The 14,457-nt window shown below is 44.7% G+C and carries 15 protein-coding genes; 8 read left to right on the top strand and 7 right to left on the bottom strand.

Annotation, left to right across the window (positions count from 1 at the left end):
* The coding region (locus L4D74_RS21150) for an aminopeptidase P family N-terminal domain-containing protein (protein ID WP_428754502.1) at positions 1-335 on the bottom strand (335 nt) is incomplete at its 3' end.
* A 344-nt stretch (positions 336-679) separates the two neighbouring features.
* Here L4D74_RS21150 and L4D74_RS21145 point away from each other — a divergent pair.
* The 3 genes from L4D74_RS21145 (at position 680) to dpaL (ending at position 3,048) form a co-directional block, all read left to right on the top strand.
* Entirely contained in the window at positions 680-1,357 is a 678-nt protein-coding gene (locus L4D74_RS21145) for a helix-turn-helix transcriptional regulator (RefSeq protein ID WP_428754501.1), read from the top strand.
* Between the two features lie 22 nt (positions 1,358-1,379).
* Positions 1,380-1,763, top strand: coding sequence for a RidA family protein (locus tag L4D74_RS21140; RefSeq protein WP_428754500.1), 384 nt, complete (start codon positions 1,380-1,382; stop codon positions 1,761-1,763).
* 112 nt (positions 1,764-1,875) lie between these two features.
* A complete protein-coding gene (dpaL, locus tag L4D74_RS21135; RefSeq protein ID WP_428754499.1) occupies positions 1,876-3,048 on the top strand; it encodes a diaminopropionate ammonia-lyase in 1,173 nt (390 codons plus the stop codon).
* A 116-nt stretch (positions 3,049-3,164) separates the two neighbouring features.
* Here dpaL and L4D74_RS21130 read toward each other — a convergent pair whose 3' ends face one another.
* From L4D74_RS21130 to L4D74_RS21110, 5 genes are all read right to left on the bottom strand, one after another.
* Positions 3,165-3,623, bottom strand: a complete 459-nt coding sequence (locus L4D74_RS21130) for a copper chaperone PCu(A)C (RefSeq protein ID WP_428754498.1) — start codon at positions 3,621-3,623, stop codon at positions 3,165-3,167.
* Positions 3,624-3,652: 29 nt separating this feature from the next.
* Positions 3,653-4,264: an SCO family protein gene (locus tag L4D74_RS21125; RefSeq protein WP_428754497.1), complete on the bottom strand. Its 612-nt coding sequence runs from the start codon at positions 4,262-4,264 to the stop codon at positions 3,653-3,655.
* Positions 4,261-4,683: a hypothetical protein gene (locus tag L4D74_RS21120; protein ID WP_428754496.1), complete on the bottom strand. Its 423-nt coding sequence runs from the start codon at positions 4,681-4,683 to the stop codon at positions 4,261-4,263. The genes L4D74_RS21125 and L4D74_RS21120 overlap by 4 nt, the downstream gene beginning before the upstream one ends.
* Before the next feature lie 154 nt (positions 4,684-4,837).
* Positions 4,838-5,449, bottom strand: coding sequence for a Crp/Fnr family transcriptional regulator (locus tag L4D74_RS21115; RefSeq protein ID WP_428754495.1), 612 nt, complete (start codon positions 5,447-5,449; stop codon positions 4,838-4,840).
* Between the two features lie 262 nt (positions 5,450-5,711).
* A complete protein-coding gene (locus tag L4D74_RS21110) occupies positions 5,712-7,154 on the bottom strand; it encodes a PTS transporter subunit EIIC (protein WP_428754494.1) in 1,443 nt (480 codons plus the stop codon).
* 474 nt (positions 7,155-7,628) lie between these two features.
* On the opposite strand from L4D74_RS21110, the gene L4D74_RS21105 reads away from it, so the two are divergent.
* Genes L4D74_RS21105 through L4D74_RS21095 form a run of 3 tightly spaced genes read left to right on the top strand, consistent with a single transcriptional unit; the run spans position 7,629 to position 9,161 of the window.
* Positions 7,629-8,447, top strand: coding sequence for an HAD family hydrolase (locus L4D74_RS21105; protein ID WP_428754493.1), 819 nt, complete (start codon positions 7,629-7,631; stop codon positions 8,445-8,447).
* A gap of 26 nt (positions 8,448-8,473) precedes the next feature.
* Positions 8,474-8,836: a YidH family protein gene (locus L4D74_RS21100; RefSeq protein ID WP_428754492.1), complete on the top strand. Its 363-nt coding sequence runs from the start codon at positions 8,474-8,476 to the stop codon at positions 8,834-8,836.
* A 13-nt stretch (positions 8,837-8,849) separates the two neighbouring features.
* Positions 8,850-9,161 (top strand): DUF202 domain-containing protein, encoded by a 312-nt coding sequence (locus L4D74_RS21095; RefSeq protein WP_428754491.1) that lies wholly within the window; start codon positions 8,850-8,852, stop codon positions 9,159-9,161.
* A gap of 167 nt (positions 9,162-9,328) precedes the next feature.
* On the opposite strand, the gene L4D74_RS21090 is transcribed toward L4D74_RS21095, so the two are convergent.
* Entirely contained in the window at positions 9,329-11,185 is a 1,857-nt protein-coding gene (locus L4D74_RS21090; protein WP_428754490.1) for an ABC transporter ATP-binding protein, read from the bottom strand.
* Positions 11,186-11,714: 529 nt separating this feature from the next.
* Here L4D74_RS21090 and L4D74_RS21085 point away from each other — a divergent pair.
* Positions 11,715-12,710, top strand: a complete 996-nt coding sequence (locus L4D74_RS21085; RefSeq protein ID WP_428754489.1) for an arginine deiminase-related protein — start codon at positions 11,715-11,717, stop codon at positions 12,708-12,710.
* A 168-nt stretch (positions 12,711-12,878) separates the two neighbouring features.
* Complete coding sequence (katE2, locus tag L4D74_RS21080) at positions 12,879-14,330, top strand: catalase KatE2 (protein ID WP_428754488.1); 1,452 nt, start codon at positions 12,879-12,881, stop codon at positions 14,328-14,330.
* Positions 14,331-14,457 lie beyond the last annotated feature (127 nt).

Here is a 14,457-nt window from a genome sequence, read left to right as displayed (position 1 = left end):
AGAGAGTTTAATGCGCTGGCGACGAGGCTAATGCCGTCATCTTCAGGTCTTGGAGATGGCCAAGTAATGATGTTATCAATCCAAGTTCCGGCCATACCGCTTGCGCCGATTTCAGGGATGATGGCAATAGGTTTACCTTCGGCAGGCACGATGACAAACCAAGGGCGTGTTGGGCTATGCCAAAACTGGGTGTGAAAACCGGTGAAGTAACGAACGTTAGGCTCGGTGGTGAAAATCATGGCATCGAGTTTTTTGTCATGCATGACTTTTTGAGCACGTAATGTTCTGTTTTCAAACTCCGCCAGTTCAAAGCCTCGGTTTAAGTAGTTAGTCATCAAGTGTTACCCCTATTTTTATTATTGGTTTGTGCCTTTGCAACCAGCTCAGACCATATTGTTTGATTCATATATTTGATATTGAGCATATTACTTATATTTCAGTTAAATAATGTGACCCAAGTCTTATGGTTAACTTTAGTGTACGGAGTTGCGGTTTTTTTTGTGTTTAAACTTGATTTTAGTCAAAAATAACAAATTTTAGACCTGAATCGTTAACTTTTGTGTTGATGGGGATGAATGTTTGTAGTTATATAGTTACATAAAGTTGAGTTTGCTATTGCAATCACTTCTATAGGAAGGGACAATGTGTCTTGAGTTGAAGTTAACAGTAGTGGTCTAAGATGAACGCAGCAGCATATAAGTCATTTAATGTCGAATTTACCGACACAGATAGAGAATATTTAGAGTCTAATTTTCGCCTAGCCGATACGATGGCTGATTTTATTGGTCCTCATTGTGAAGTGGTTATCCACTCGTTTGAGAGTTTCGAAAAATCAGTGGTTAAGATTGTCAATGGTCACCATACCGGACGTGAAGTGGGATCGCCGATCACCGATATGGGGCTTAGAATGCTAAGCGCATTTGAGAGAACGGGTGAAGTGACACCTAAATGCTACTTTACCAATAGTAAAGATGGCTCTCTATTAAAATCAACGACTTGTGTTCTTGCTGGAGAGGGGGGGAAGCCAATTGGCTTGTTTTGTATCAACATGAACCTGTCTCACCCGTTCCCTGAAATCATGAAGACTCTGATGCCCGATAGCGCTTTGCCGCATGTTGGCGTACACGAAAACTTTAGCGCTTCAGCAACTGACGTTATTGAACAAGCTCTGGAACACGCGATCCTAGAAGTTGAGAATGATGCATCCGTTAACTTGAAGAGCCGCAATAAGACTATTACTAAGCTCTTATTTGAGAACGGCATTTTTGAATTGAAAGAGGCAACAGGACTCGTATCCGACCGCCTTGGGATTACTCGCCATGCTATTTATAAATACATTCGTGAGTTTAAAGCTTAACACTATCAAAGAGTAAATTAAGATGAAAACAACCATTCATACAGAGTCAGCACCTGCCGCTATCGGTCCTTATTCACAAGGTACAGCATTCAAAGAGCTGGTTTTTACATCCGGTCAGTTACCGCTAGATCCAACGACGATGGCTTTTGTTGAAGGGGGCATTACCGAGCAAGCTCGCCAATCGCTGTCTAACTTAAAAGCAGTATTAGAGGCGGCTGGCGCGTCTATTGATAGCGTGGTGAAAACCACGTGTTTCCTATCGGATATGGAAAACTTTGTGGCATTCAACGAGGTGTACACAGAAGTATTTGGTACTGAAAATGCGCCATCACGCTCTTGTGTAGAAGCCGCAAGATTGCCGAAAGACGCCTTGGTTGAAGTTGAAGCGATCGCGTATATCAAATAAATAGTTACCCTCTGTCATGACAAGTCACCGGAACCTATCAACCACAACTTCATACTCTGATGAATCCTTGTGTGGCTTGTTACTCTCACTTCGTTTTCTTTAGGTATTCATCATGCTCAAACTCGCCAACAATAAATTCTATTCTGGAAAAACCAGCGTCCTTTTTTCTGCTGATCAAGCGCTTCAAGCGCGTCAATTTCACCAAAAAATTGAAGGTTACACACCGACACCGTTAGTGTCTTTACCTGCCCTAGCGCAACAGTTAGGCGTGAAAGCGGTGTTGGTGAAAGATGAGTCCAAGCGTTTTGGTCTTAATGCGTTCAAAGTATTGGGTGGCTCCTACGCACTAGGTCGTCAATTGGCCAAACACTTGAATGTGGATATTGCTGAAATTGACTTAAAAACCGTGTCATCAAAGCTTGAGGCGCCATTAACGTTTGCTACAGCAACTGCAGGTAACCACGGCACAGGCGTGGCGTGGGCGGCGCGTGAAATGGGGCAAAACGCGGTGGTGTACATGCCAAAAGGTTCGGCGCAAGCGAGCGTAGAGCGCATTAAAGGTTTGGGCGCAGAGTGCATTGTGACCGACGTGAACTACGATGATACTGTACGCCTTGCTAATGAAACGGCGCAAGAAAATGGTTGGATGCTAGTACAAGACACGGCTTGGGAAGGGTATGAAGAAATTCCAACATGGATTTCTCAAGGCTATATGACCATGGCGGATGAAGCGGTTGAGCAAGTTGCGGCGCTGGAAGTTGGCATGCCGACGCATGTGGTACTGCAAGCGGGTGTTGGCGCGATGGCGGGTGGTGTATTGGGGTATTTAGCGGATAAGTTAGGCGCTGATACCTTTGATACTATTATTGCAGAGCCTGCGGCTGCGGATTGTATTTATCGCTCAGGCACCAGCGCAGAAGGCAATATGGTGAATGTGAGCGGCGATTTGAACTCCATTATGGCAGGTCTTGCATGCGGTGAACCTAACCCGGTGACGTGGCCTGTTCTGCGTGATTGTAGTCGTTATTTTGTGTCGGTAGAGGACAGTGTGTCCGCGAACGGTATGCGCATCTTGGGTAACCCACTGAGCGATGATCCAAAGATCATCAGTGGTGAGTCAGGGGCGATCACGTTAGGTGCATTACGTGAACTGCATACGCGGGGTTTGGATGAGCAAGTTGGTCTAAATGCAGAGTCAGTGGTTTTGCTGTTTAGTACCGAAGGAGACACCAATCCAGATCGTTACCGTCGTATCGTATGGGAAGGTGAGTACGCCGCATCGTAGGTTATGGCGGACTATATTAGCCATGAAAAAGCGCATCGATGATGCGCTTTTTGTTTATTTGATACTTAGCTATTACTAACGCTAAGAGTCATTAATCTCAGAAATAATGGGTTATTTTAATGGTGATCGTGGTTCATTTTGTTCATGCCTGACATGACTTTTTTCACTGGCACGGTAACCACTTGTACTTCACCATTGGCAAACGTTAGTTCTACGTCAATCGTTTGGGTTTCTTTTAACGGCTCATTGATATCCAGTAGCATGATGTGCAGGTTGCCAGGCTTTAACATGACATGACCGTTCGCTGGGATCTCAATGTTCTGGACTTGGCGCATTTGCATCACCTCGCCATCCATCACCACATCATGAAGCTCGACCACAGCAGCGGCTTGTGAGTTTGCTTTGACTAGGGTCCTGACATTATCACTGGTGTTTTCTATGGTGGCAAATACCGCACTGGTTGTCGCATTTGGCGCAGTCGCGCGCGCGTAGGCATCGTGAACATCAATTGCCGCATTGGCAAATGATAATGGTGCAAGTGCAAGAAGAGATAAGAGTGTTTTGTTGAGCTTCATGTGGATTCCGATTCTTGTTGTCGTGGTATCTATCCCTGATTATTCAGTCGCTTGATCGCCTCAATAATAGGAGCTGGAGTTAGGGTGTGAGGCACCTTCTCAATCAATGTGCCATCGGGTTTAAGAAAATAGAAGTAAGAGCTATGGTCGAGGGTATAACCAAGTTTGGATCCCTCTAGTTCTGTTTTACGAAATATCACGCCATAGCGATGAGCCAACGGTGTGGTGATGTCCAGCGGTGCGGACAAACCTTCTATCATAGGGTGAAAATACTGGGCATATTCAGCGGACGCAGAGGCGGCGTCACGTTCTGGATCGAGTGAGATAAATAAAGGACGAATGGTTGCTTTACTTGATTCATCAATCTGATTGAGCGCGCCAGCCAGCATAGCCAGTGACGTTGGGCAAACATCGGGGCAACGAGTAAAACCAAAATAGACGATGCGAATACGGGGATCTTGTGGGTCAAAGATAGCCGTTGGCGTATCATTTTCTCCGAACAATACCGTACTTGATGTTTGCGCGATCTGACGTTCAGCCTCGGCTTGCTGGTTAGATTCTTTTTTTTGCTGCAGGGTGATATTCGTTGCAATACCGACAGCAAAAGCGCCAATAAGCAGCAGTAACCATTTTTTGTTCATCGCGTCATCCTTATTGCCGCTTGCACTGAATTCTCGCCTTCGGCGATGGTGCCATACCATGTCATGCTATCTTCAGTGCAGACAGGAAGAACAATTTCACCTTGGTAGACATTAGGTTTAATCATTTCTAGTTGGTATTTCACCACACCCATGTCCATCTCTTTTCCTTGCAAAGACACCAGTAGTTGTTCGGCTTCTGCATCAGGCCAGAACACTTGTATCTCAACGGGCAGTAATGGATGGGCTCGGTCTTTGTTGAGTTGAATTTTAACGCCATCTTGCTCACAAAGCTTGCTTGATAGCATGCAGTATTCACTTAAATCGACATGCATGGTTTTCGCTTTATTGAGTAAATTAGGCAGGAGAAAGCCTGCACCGAGTGCAAGCGCGATGAATAAAAACTTTACTTTGTTGTTCAAGTTGTTATCAACCCAGAAGAAATTCGTAGGCGCATCGTAACATAATCTGAAATGACCACCGTGCGGTCACTCCAAAAACACGAAATAATTGATGGATTTTTATAAAGTTAATTGCGTTGTAGGAAAAAGTTAGATCTTTATACGTCCGCACTGCTTATAGCATGGCAAGGCGCATTCTTTCGTGATACAGCTTTTCAATATCAAAGGACTTTTGGGTGTTTTTCCCTTCCATAAGGTGGCTGGTTTTTAATTTTTTACTCACACGAATAACGGTTTCTGTCGAGCACCCGCAGTGAGAGGCGATTTCACGGTATGTCCAATTATAGGTGGAGTCGACCTTGACCAAATCGATCATACTGTCGATGACTCTGAGTTCTACGCTGTGACTTGGCATTTTTGACAGGCGAATTTCGGCATGGCGCAGCTCGGTTGCCATTTCGCTCATTAGAAAACGGACGAAGTTGATGTTGTTTTGAAAAAAGGCATCAAGGTTTACGACATGAATTTTTGTCAGGGTTACATCCGTTAACGCTTTCGCGCCTACGTGGTACGTTTGACCGGAAAGAAGTGTGCGGTAACCAAAATACTGCTCACATGAGTAGACTCGACTGAGTACTTCTTTGCCGTTGAGTAATAGTCGATTTAGCGCGACCAAGCCATTGTCGATGAAATAGAAGCAGTCGGCGTTATCATGTTGAAGATAAATGTCTTCGCCCTTAGAAAATGTGACTTTGCGAAACTCGCAACAAGCCAAATCAAAATCCATTTACTTACTCCTATGATTCCCTATTTAGTGTCACTCTGATGTTTGCATATTATTGGTGTGCTGTCTGTGTCTATCGCCATCCTTTGCAGCAGTATTTTGAAACGTTTATTCTCGGAATAATTAAACGACCGATATGTTAGAGAGTTAGTGCGGTAAGTTAGTGCGGTAAGTTAGCGTTAGAACACCGACGATATTTAGGATGGGCGTATAGAAAAAGCCTCCCGAAGGAGGCTTTAGTGCAGCAACCTACTTTGAGTTGCTGTTACGTAGCAGCTTTCTTAAGACTATCCGCCTCTTTTTCCGCTTCTTGGAGATGTTTTACTCTCATATCTTCCGCAATCATTTCTGCTGATGTGCCAACAATGATTTGTACAGTGGTTGGCGTAGGACGAATGACACCAGCGGCCCCAAGGCGTTTGCACGCGGCGTCATCCACAAGGTCACTACTTTCTAGCGTAAGACGCAAGCGTGTCATACAGCAGTTGATGTTTTGAATGTTGGTGTAACCTCCAGCCGCAGCGTAGTAGGCGCCCGCCAGTTCGTCATTGTTGGTGGTTGTTTTTACCGATTCAACGGCTTCTTCATCATCTTCACGTCCTGGCGTTTTTAAATTGAAGTACTTGATTGCAGCCGTAAAGGTGACGAAGTAAATGGCGAAGTATGCTAAGCCTAGGGGGATGATACGAATAGGGTTCGTAGCAAGGTTCCAGTTGAGAACATAATCAATGAAGCCCCCAGAGAAGCCAAATCCATGCTTGATATTCAATAGGTCTGAAATAACATATGACATACCCATTAAGATAGCGTGCAGCGCAAACAAAATAGGTGCGGTGAACATGAATAGGAATTCAATGGGTTCAGTGATACCCGTCAGGAAACTGGTCAGTGAAATAGAGACCAGCATGCCGACAAGTGCCTTGCGACGCTCTTTCTTCGCTGTCGTGTAAAAGGCTAAGCAAACCGCTGGTAAGCCAAACATCATCACGACGTAGCAACCTGTCATGAATGCACCAGCTTCTGGATCGCCAGCAAAGAAGCGCAATTGATCGCCAATTATCTCAGTCCCTGATGGATCGGTATATGAACCAAACATAAAGCGAACAATACTATTGAGGATATGATGCAAACCAAACGGGATAAGAAGACGGTTCATTGCACCGTAAACAAACAGTCCGGGTTCGCCACTTTCAATCATCCACATACCAAAGTTGTTGATCATTGCGCCAATAGCCGGGAAACCGTGACCGACAATGAACGCCATGACGATTGAGCATAATGCCGTTACTATCGGTACAAATCGCTTACCACCAAAGAAGCCAAGCCAATCAGGCAGTTTGGTGTCTTTGAAGTTGTTATAAAGATAACCCGCCATGAGACCCGCTATTATCCCTGACAACACGCCCATTTTTAGGTCGGGTGTGATGGTTTTCGCACCTTCCAAAATAATAAGGTGTGCGATAACACCGGCAACGCCAGCGGTACCGTTATGATCTTTTGCTAAACCAACGGCAATCCCAACCGCAAACAGCATGGGTAGCCCACCAAAGATAGCGCCACCAGAGGCTTTTACAAAAGGCAGGTCGAGTAAATCTGGCGACCCAAATCGCAGTAGCAGTGCGGCAACGGGCAACACAGCGATTGGCAGCATTAATGATGCCCCTATTCGCTGTAGCTGATTAAGTATGCCGGAGAGAATTTGTTTCATAAGAACCTCCAGTTCCATTCATTATTCGATAAAGTCCTGACATAGAAATTGTCTTTCTACGCAAATATTTTCTAGTTATAGGTATTGCTTGTTACGTAGTATTTCAAAGTGACAAATTGCCGATATGACAGCGGTCATAAGTGGAGGTTTGTCCAATCAAAGATGTGACTTTGAGCGCTTTATTGAGTTTCTTGTTATCAGAATTAGCCGACAATATCGCACTTATTGGTAGCAATGTTTAGCTTATGATCGCAGTCATACCTACTTTTAATTGGACCAAATATAATCGTGTGGTCGTAAGTATTCCTCGGCGGTTTTGGGACTAATAATTAGCGAGAATGATAGGTGTGGTGCAGGCGCTGTATACCTATTAATTCGTTGACCAACGCGTGTGTTTACTTAGTTGTTTGATGCCGTGTTGATATCCATGTCATGGATGTTGCTTGGATCAATCGTAGTTATAGGGAAAGCGCTATGTACAACTATCAGTCTGTTGTGTTCGACCTAGATGGAACACTACTTAATAGCCACCATCAGATTCTGACCGAAAACAAAGCCGTCATCCAAAACTTACAATCCGCGAATGTTGATATCTACCTCGCAAGCGGCCGGCCTCATCAATTGATGCTGCCTTATGCTCATGAGCTTGGTCTGGAGACGCCATTGATTTGCTGCAATGGGGCGTATTGTTTCGACGTAAAGTCGAATGACATTATTCATGGACGTCCTGTAGAAAAAGGGCGCCTGATTGCGTTACTTATGTTTTGTCAATCATTAGACGTCGCGGTTAGGATCATCAGCCCGAAGCATATTTATTTATATCAGGCGGCGCCAAGTTTTCAGCAAATCTCAGACTGGGAGCGGCAGCGCGAACCGGATGCCATATCCACCTATCAGCAAGTCACAGAGAAGCAGTTCATCTCATTGGCGCAATCATTGACGATCTATAAAGCAGTGGTTGAGACGGAGAACCTCGCGGCACTTAAAGAATTACATGCGTATTGTGATGAACATGAATTAAATTTCACTCAATCGTGTCATACGATGGCGGATATTACGATTCTCGGTACGAACAAAGCGCAGGCGTTGAGGCAGTTATTACAAGCTAAGTCATACGATGTCGTTGATACGGTTGCTTTTGGTAATTACAGCAATGATATGGAGCTACTGGCTAGTGCTGGGTTGGGGATTGCGATGGGAAATAGCCCGTTAGAAGTCAAAGAAATCGCCAATATTGTGACAACCCACCATGATGAGTCAGGAATTTACGATTCGCTTTGTCTTTATTTTTAAATGCTAATATTGAGCAAGGATAACCATTGAAACACATAAAACCGTCTAACTGGAGAAGCGAAGGGCAGGCACCTGATTATCGGTTTTCTCTGGCTAATGAACGCACGTACTTATCATGGATTCGTACTTCTTTGGCGTTGCTTGCTGGCGCAGTGGGAATTGAACATTTGGTCCCCGAGTTTGCTGATTCTAATATGAGGTTGCTGTTGTCGGCGATACTTTGCGTGATGGCGGCAGCACTACCGTTGTTGGCTTATATACGCTGGGCGTCCAATGAACGCGCCATGCGCAACGGTCGGGAACTGTCGTATTCGGTCGCGATCAAGGTCATCAGTATTATCATCTTTCTGGTCGCGATGTTGGTTATTGCCATGATGTGGTTGCCGTGAGGCAGAGGTAGCGATGATGATAAAAGATCCTGGACTACAGCTAGAGAGAACAGTATTGGCATGGTTTCGAACTATGTGGTTGAGCCTGTTACTAGCGATGGTAATGATGAAGTATGCAATCACTAATCAGCAACCTTCTTTAATGGTTGGCAGCGTTGCTTTAGCGGTGTTGAGTCTGTTGTTATTTGGATGTGGTCATTGGCGTGCGAGAAAGTTTCACTATGAGCAGCACCAAACATCAAATAATGAGGCTGGAATTAAGAAGTGTATCGCATTATCGGTTTTGCTGGTCGCGGTGGTGACTTTGTGGCAATTGGTCACTTAAATGGTGTTAGTGACTCATGCTATGCACGTGTAGTGAATTGGGAACCTGCTTCGCTAAATAAAAAGAAAGCCACCCATGTTTAGCAAATATCCGTGACTGGCAGCTAAACTAAGTGGCTTTGTTCGATGGTTACGTACCTTACAGCATATTGATCGAGCCTAGGTGGACTACGCTACTCCTTCCTGTTCTACGTCATCCTCTCCGCAAATAAACCCACCGGTTTGATGCGCCCAAAGCTGCGCGTAAACGCCTTTTTGCTTAATCAACTCTTGGTGTGTACCTTCTTCAAGGACTTGACCCTGATCTAAAACAATCAAGCGGTCCATCGCAGCAATAGTTGATAGGCGATGCGCAATAGCAATCACGGTTTTGCCTTCCATAAGTTCATTCAGGCTTTCTTGAATTGCTGCTTCAACTTCAGAATCAAGCGCGGATGTTGCTTCATCGAGGATCAAGATCGGCGCATTTTTAAGCAGGACTCGTGAGATAGCAATACGTTGTCTTTGTCCCCCAGAAAGTTTCACGCCTCGCTCACCGACTTGAGCATCGTAACCCACATTACCAAACGGGTCAGTGAGGGTTTCGACAAACTCATTGGCATGGGCTTGTTTAGTGGCCGAGAGAAGATCTTCTTCAGTGGCATCTGGACGACCATACATGATGTTTTCTCGGATAGAGCGGTGCAACAGCGAGGTATCTTGCGTGACCATGCCAATTTTGCTGCGTAGAGAATCTTGTGTGACCTCAGAAATCGTTTGACCATCGATTCGGATCTGACCGCCCTCGACATCATGGAAGCGAAGTAGCAGGTTAACAAGTGTTGATTTCCCTGCACCAGAGCGACCAACAAGCCCAACTTTCTCTCCCGGTTTAATGTTGAGATTTAAGTTGCTAATCACGCCTTTATTCTCACCATAGTGGAAGCTGACATTATCAAACTCAATACCGCCTTGGTCGACCACAATCGGCTTAGCATCAGGTTTATCTTGGATAGCGATAGGCTTAGACATCGTTTTGATGCCATCGACCACGGTACCCATGTTTTCAAATAACGCACCCACTTCCCACATGATCCACATCGACATGCCATTAATTCGCAGCGCCAAACTAATCGCGATGGCGATGGCACCAATTGTGATGGCGCTCTGCATCCATAAATAGATGGAAATGCCAGCGATAGAGAACAATAAAATGTAGTTAGCAAGCTGTACACAGACATCAAACCCTGTCACTAGGCGCATTTGCCTGTGAACGGTATCAAGAAATCCGTCCATGCCTTCTTTGGCATATTCTGTCTCTCTTTTACTGTGTGAAAAGAGTTTGACGGTAGAGATGTTGGTGTAGCTGTCTACGATTCGTCCTGTCATCAAAGAGCGAGAATCCGCTTGTTCTGCTGCTACTTTTTTCAGCTTTGGGACAAAATAAAGCTGGATGCCAATATAAGCGAATAGCCACAAGAGCATTGGCAGCATTAACCAAAGGTCGGCCTGTGCCAAGATAAACAGCATGGAGGTAAAATACACCATGACATAGACAAAAACGTCAGCGGTTTTCATCACCGTTTCGCGAACGGCTAATGCCGTTTGCATCACTTTAGTCGCGACTCTTCCTGCAAAATCATCTTGGTAAAAGGACAAACTTTGCTTTAACAAGTAGCGATGCATTTGCCATCGTATAGACATGGGGTAGTTGCCAAGCAAGGTTTGGTGAGTCAATAAAGAGTACACCAAAATAAGGGCTGGCATGACGAGCAGAATAACGAGTCCGACCCAAAAGAGTGTGCTTCCGTTTTCTGCCATAAAGGTTTCGGGTGTGCTGGCGGTTAGTAAATCGACCAGTTCACCCATGAAGCTAAATAGCGCCACTTCTATAATCGCGACAGTGGTACTGAGTAGTGCCATTAGAATTAATGGCTTTTCGAATCCACGAGTAAAGTGTCGACAAAAAGCAAAGATGCCCTCTGGCGGTTGCTCGGGCTCCTGCTTTGGAAAAGCTTTTGTGAAAGATTCAAAGCGTTTAAACATGATTCACCTAGGTGCTATGAATGCTCGACTGCATTCAGAATAAAATGACGAACTCTCGCCACAATAGGCAGAGAGAAGCCTTTAGTAAGAATTTGTTTTTAAACCGTTTTTATTTTACATGGCGAAGGTTCCATTTCGCTGAAGAGCACAGTGGAGTGCATTAAATTTATGACGAAATTGCAACGCCGACGAAACGGATAGTATGACAAGATTCAAAGGGCTACGAAATTAAGTGTATAACTTTCAATCAACTGGCTCAAGTTGTGTCATTAGATTAGTTTGAATATGAAACAATATTGTTACTTTGTTGTAGGCATATCAAAGAAAAATGGCGGAATCGGTGCAAAATAGTTGACGATTTTACTGACTTGCTTGGATATTCAGTAAATACGTCTGAATAAAGTGAATAATGCAGTTAATGAGTGGAGTCTTTGATGTCAAATAGTGTTGAATTCAGTTAATTGACAATTAACATTTTGCTTACAATTCAAAAATCGTTGATGAAGTTTGTAGGATGAGTGGACTCAATATGAATCAAGGAACAGCTTTACATCTAAAATGGCCCCGTCAATCAAAATTACAGCGCTCGGTTCAAAATGCGAATTGTGTGGTGATGGTGCCCCCTAAAGAGTTCGGTTTTAATGCTGAAACAGCAAAAGATAATGAATTTCAACAGCCAGTGATGATGGACTCGGTTGCTGTACGTGCTGCTGCCATGGGCGAGTTCAATACTATGGTAGCGGCGCTGCGCAAGGTTGGCGTGCAAGTCGTCGAGTTTGATTACCCGAAATCAGAGCAAGAAACCCCCGATGCTGTCTTTCCAAATAATTGGTTTAGTACTACGCAAGATGGGGCGTTTTATACGTTTCCAATGGCATGTAATAACCGCCAGCATGAAGTGCGCCCTGAAGCGCTAATGAAATCCTTACGCGCTGCTGGGCGAGTGATTATCGCAACTGATTCCATGGAAAGCTACGCTAAGCGAGGTGCTTATTTAGAAAGCACTGGTGTGATGGTTAAAGACCATGTTAACCGAACTATCTATGCGGCTTTGTCTCAGCGTTGTGAAAGAGAGGCGCTGGAGGATTATGCCAAGCGTATTGGTTACCATCGCGTGGTCTCTTTTCAAACGGCACTCCCATCGGGACAGCCGATTTATCACACTAATGTGATGATGGCCATTGGGGAGAATTTTGCTGTTATTTGTGCAGACCTGATTCCTGAATATGAGCGTCGATTCGTGATTAAATCTTTGGCTAAGTCTAAGCAAGTGATTACCATCAGTGAGCATCAGATGAATCATTTTTGTGGCAATATTCTTCAGCTGGAAACGGTGAATGGAGACAAAGTGATTGCTATGTCACAATCGGCGTATGATGCTTTTACGCCTTCACAAAGGCAGCAATTGAGCACGCATGGAAAGCTACTCCCTTTCGACGTTTCTACTATTGAGACCGTTGGTGGTGGAAGCGTGCGTTGTATGCTGGGTGAAATTTTTCTGCCATCGCGAGTGAAATCGTTGTAAGGGCTACTTTGAATGAGTATTTATTTGAATTTGCCGTGCAAATAAATCTTGGTGGTTCGATAGTTATTACTTATCGAATTGATAGTTAGATCCCGTTGTCTATTTTCATTATCCGCGTTTATAGTAAGTGTATTCAATCGGCGATGATTTGATCACTAAGGATGTACTATGACTAAGAAATTAACGACAGCTGCGGGTTGTCCTGTTGCACATAACCAAAACGTGGCTACTGCTGGTAAGCGTGGCCCGATGTTGCTGCAAGATGTCTGGTTTTTAGAAAAGATGGCGCATTTTGACCGCGAAGTGATTCCAGAGCGTCGTATGCATGCGAAAGGCTCTGGGGCTTACGGCAAGTTTACCGTCACCAATGACATTACCCAGTACACTAAAGCGGCTATTTTTTCAGAGGTGGGCAAAACGACCGAGCTGTTTGCTCGCTTTACCACGGTGGCAGGTGAGCGCGGCGCGGCGGATGCTGAGCGCGATATTCGTGGCTTTGCGTTAAAATTTTATACGGAAGAAGGAAACTGGGATTTAGTCGGTAATAATACGCCGGTATTCTTTTTGCGCGACCCACTCAAATTTCCAGACCTAAATCATGCGGTTAAACGCGATCCACGCACCAATATGCGTAGCGCAGAAAATAACTGGGATTTTTGGACGTCATTACCTGAAGCATTTCATCAAGTCACCATTGTCATGAGTGACCGTGGTATTCCTGCCACCTACCGTCATATGAACGGTTTTGGTAGCCATACCTTTAGTTTAATTAATGCTGACAACGAACGTGTTTGGGTGAAATTTCATTTCCAAACACAGCAAGGGATCAAGAACTTAACGGACCAAGAAGCAGAAGCGTTAGTTGGACGTGATCGTGAAAGTCACCACCGTGATCTATACGAAAGTATTGAAAATGGTGAGTTTCCAAAATGGACGATGCAGATTCAAGTTATGACGGAAGCACAGGCTAATGCGAGTGAGTTTAATCCGTTTGATCTTACTAAAGTATGGCCTCATGGTGATTTCCCATTGATTGAAGTCGGTGAGTTTGAATTAAACCGTAATCCTGAAAACTTTTTTGCTGAAGTAGAGCAATCGGCATTTAATCCGGCGGCGATTGTTCCGGGGATAGGGTTCTCCCCAGATAGAATGCTGCAAGGTCGTTTGTTTGCTTATGGTGATGCCCAACGCTATCGTTTAGGCGTAAACCATCATCAGATCCCAGTCAATGCACCACGTTGCCCAGTACACAGTTATCACCGAGATGGGGCGATGCGTATTGATGGCAATTATGGCTCAACAAAAGGCTATGAACCTAATCAGTATGGTGAATGGGCAGAGCAATCTGAGTATGCTGAGCCAGCGTTAGCCATCGAGGGAGAAGCGGGTCATTGGGATCACCGTGAAGATAGTGATTACTTCACTCAAGCGGGTGATCTATTCCGCCTAATGACGAAAGAAGAGCAACAGCGCTTGTTTGAAAATACCGCTCGTTCGGTAGGAGCTGCCTCTAAACCTATTCAGCTCAAGCATATTTGGCATGCATTGCAAGCTGATCGTGATTACGCGGAAGGTCTTGCTTCTGCATTGAATATCGATATGGCTGAAGTGGAGGGTTAGCAATGAAATGGTTGGAGAGAGTATTTCAGCTGGATCATGTCTTTTTTACCATCGACAATCGAGTGGTGAAAACGTCTATGCAGCGTCAATATTGCTCTTGTTAAAGTGACTTCTATAGAAATGCCCG

This window comes from Vibrio cionasavignyae (assembly GCF_050337155.1).
Lineage (GTDB): Bacteria > Pseudomonadota > Gammaproteobacteria > Enterobacterales > Vibrionaceae > Vibrio > Vibrio nomapromontoriensis.
The sequence above is the reverse complement of the archived record's forward strand: the minus strand, read 5'-3'. Positions and strand labels throughout refer to the sequence as shown.

Coding starts and splice junctions, on each gene's coding strand:
- L4D74_RS21145 (WP_428754501.1), top strand. CDS start 680: ATGAACGCAGCAGCATATAAGTCATTTAATGTCGAATTTACCGACACA.
- L4D74_RS21140 (WP_428754500.1), top strand. CDS start 1,380: ATGAAAACAACCATTCATACAGAGTCAGCACCTGCCGCTATCGGTCCT.
- dpaL (WP_428754499.1), top strand. CDS start 1,876: ATGCTCAAACTCGCCAACAATAAATTCTATTCTGGAAAAACCAGCGTC.
- L4D74_RS21130 (WP_428754498.1), bottom strand. CDS start 3,623: ATGAAGCTCAACAAAACACTCTTATCTCTTCTTGCACTTGCACCATTA.
- L4D74_RS21125 (WP_428754497.1), bottom strand. CDS start 4,264: ATGAACAAAAAATGGTTACTGCTGCTTATTGGCGCTTTTGCTGTCGGT.
- L4D74_RS21115 (WP_428754495.1), bottom strand. CDS start 5,449: ATGGATTTTGATTTGGCTTGTTGCGAGTTTCGCAAAGTCACATTTTCT.
- L4D74_RS21110 (WP_428754494.1), bottom strand. CDS start 7,154: ATGAAACAAATTCTCTCCGGCATACTTAATCAGCTACAGCGAATAGGG.
- L4D74_RS21105 (WP_428754493.1), top strand. CDS start 7,629: ATGTACAACTATCAGTCTGTTGTGTTCGACCTAGATGGAACACTACTT.
- L4D74_RS21095 (WP_428754491.1), top strand. CDS start 8,850: ATGATGATAAAAGATCCTGGACTACAGCTAGAGAGAACAGTATTGGCA.
- L4D74_RS21090 (WP_428754490.1), bottom strand. CDS start 11,185: ATGTTTAAACGCTTTGAATCTTTCACAAAAGCTTTTCCAAAGCAGGAG.
- L4D74_RS21085 (WP_428754489.1), top strand. CDS start 11,715: ATGAATCAAGGAACAGCTTTACATCTAAAATGGCCCCGTCAATCAAAA.
- katE2 (WP_428754488.1), top strand. CDS start 12,879: ATGACTAAGAAATTAACGACAGCTGCGGGTTGTCCTGTTGCACATAAC.